This window comes from Syntrophomonas sp. UBA1041 (assembly GCF_002316705.1).
Classification (GTDB): domain Bacteria; phylum Bacillota; class Syntrophomonadia; order Syntrophomonadales; family Syntrophomonadaceae; genus DTU019.
The window spans coordinates 6616-9101 of sequence record NZ_DCEA01000077.1; the positions used below are offsets into that span (position 1 = coordinate 6616).

At 51.4% G+C, this 2486-nt stretch carries 4 protein-coding genes; all 4 read right to left on the reverse strand.

The annotated features are described in order from the left end of the window. A partial coding sequence (locus B2633_RS12000; RefSeq protein WP_483170920.1) for an HD domain-containing protein occupies positions 1–401 on the reverse strand: 401 nt, incomplete at its 3' end. Positions 402–404: 3 nt separating this feature from the next. Beyond that, positions 405–1190 (reverse strand): alpha/beta hydrolase, encoded by a 786-nt coding sequence (locus tag B2633_RS12005; RefSeq protein WP_483170922.1) that lies wholly within the window; start codon positions 1188–1190, stop codon positions 405–407. Between the two features lie 125 nt (positions 1191–1315). Beyond that, on the reverse strand, positions 1316–1546 hold the full coding sequence (secG, locus tag B2633_RS12010; RefSeq protein WP_481042355.1) for a preprotein translocase subunit SecG: 231 nt from the start codon (positions 1544–1546) through the stop codon (positions 1316–1318). Between the two features lie 85 nt (positions 1547–1631). Then, positions 1632–2486: phosphopyruvate hydratase (gene eno, locus B2633_RS12015; RefSeq protein WP_483170924.1), on the reverse strand; the 855-nt coding region annotated here is incomplete at its 5' end.

Below are 2486 nucleotides of genomic sequence, written 5' to 3' on the forward strand. Positions count from 1 at the left end.
GACTTCAATTCCACTGCGGCCAGTTGTTTGTCAGGTCTTATGAGCGCGGCTGCGGTTATAAAACCGCTGGCAGGATCGGCTGCATATAACGCGTGATCCAGAACCGAGCGCCGCGGCAATCCGTGGGCCTCATTATGCACTTTGACCGCATAGCACAAGTCTTCAGGCAGGCCGATTTCTTCCAGCATGGCCGCGCCCACGGCCGAATGCCGCATAGGCTCGTCGGCGGTCTGATCATAATCTATATCGTGAAGCAGTCCTGCCAGACCGAATCTCTCCACATCTTCTTCCAGGTGCTGAGCCAATCCGCGCATAATGGCTTCCACCGCCAGGGAATGGTTGAAGAGGTTTTCTGATTTGACGTGTTCTTTCAGCAATTCTAAAGCTTCTGTTCTATCCATTTTCTAGTCTCCTTTTTCCTGCACGGCTTCGTCGATGAACCGGCTGATTGACGCGGCGATCGATTCCATCTCGTCCCCCATCGTAGCGACATGGGTTGAATGTTCCAGCTCCTGATAGCTGACCTGAGTTCGTTTTAGCCTGTTCACCAAATGCCGTCCGCTGCTCGCATTAACAACTTCATCCTGCAGGCTCTGCATTACCAGGGCCGGGCATGTGACAGAACTCAATCCGGACAAAACCAATTTGCGCAGATGCAACATGCTGCGAAAGGATTTTACCGGATAACAATGGTAAGCCTGCCTGCCTTGCTTTTCCAGCTCCAGACCAATGTCTATATCATTTTTGGGGTAATAAGGCTTAACCAAACCTAATAACGGGGTGAGGGCCGATACAAAAAAAGAGGTGGTCAGCGGGTTCCTGGTAAAAACCGGGGCGTTGATGCTGACAGCCCCTTTGATATCTTCCCGTTGTATGGCGGCATAAAATGAGAGCAGTCCTCCCATCGACAATCCGGCTACAAATAGATGCTGATGCATGGTCGACAGCCGGTTCAGTTCGTCTTCCACGGCTGCGGTCCAATCGCGCCAGGAGGTGTTGTCCAGGTCTTCGGGGCTGGTTCCGTGGCCCGGCAAGACGATTCCGCTGACGGTGCACCCGCTTTGCTGATTGACTAAAGCCGCGGTGGGGTAAATCTCCGAAGGCGTCCCGGTAAAACCGTGTAAAAAAAGCAAGGCTGCATTACTATCGCCCTGCAATTCAAATGACTGTTCTGCAACCTGTTTTTTCATAGGTAATCCTTCCCTGGTCTCAGTCAGGGCCATATGGCTCTCGCTGCTGGTGATATTGATGTCATTATATAATAAAAGCAGGCGCCTGTGGCACCTGCTTAAATACCTGACTAAAACTGAGCGGGCTAACGCATCACCGCAAGAACCAGCGTTAAAACCATAAAAACTACAGCCAACCAGGCGGTAATACGGCTTAACAGTTCATCCAGACCTTTCTTCTTGCCGCCAAAAATGGCCTGGCTGCCTCCAGCAATACTACCCGACAGACCGGCGCTTTTGCCCGATTGCAGAATGATGGTGGAGATGAGACCCAGAGACACGATTACCTCCAGGATGAACAGGATGGTTTTTAACAAATTTTCACCTCCATTTCAAATCATTGCATCAGAACAAATTAAATTTTAACACAAGTTCTGAGGCCTTGACAAGTCCAGGTCCATGCTAATCGCGGTGGGCAGCGAAAACCTTCAAGCCGCGATAGTCGGCATATTCATCCAATTCTTCTTCGATTCTTAATAATTGATTGTATTTTGCCACCCGGTCAGTCCTGGCCGGCGCTCCGGTCTTGATCTGTCCGGATCCGGTGGCGACGGCGATATCGGCGATAGTGGAATCTTCGGTTTCCCCGGAACGATGGGAGATAACTGTAGTATACCCGGACCGCATCGCCATTTTGACGGCATCCAGGGTTTCGGTCAGGGTGCCGATCTGATTGACCTTGATGAGGATGCTGTTGGCCACCCCGCGCTTGATACCCATAGTTAAGCGCTCCGTATTGGTTACAAAGATATCGTCCCCGACCAGTTGAATTTTGTCACCCAGACGCCTGGTCAAGAGCTCCCATCCAGACCAATCGTCTTCAGCCAAACCGTCTTCGATCGACACTATGGGATACTTCTTCACTAGATCCTCATAAAAATCCACCATTTCTTCGGAGGTATAGATTACACCATTGCTCTCCAGATGGTAGCGCCCGTCTTTATAGAGTTCACTGGCGGCTACGTCCAAGGCCAGGAAGACATCTCGCCCCGCCTCATAACCGGCCTCTTTTACCGCGTCCAGGATTACTTCGATGGCGGCTTCATTGGAGGGCAGGTCAGGGGCAAATCCGCCCTCATCCCCTACAGAAGTGGCCAATCCACGAGACTGCAGTACCTTTTTCAAGGTATGATAAATCTCCACTGCCATGCGCAGCCCTTCCCGGTAGGAAGCGGCTCCGACCGGCACAATCATAAACTCCTGAATATCGACATTGTTATCGGCATGCTGCCCGCCGTTGAGGATATTCATCATCGG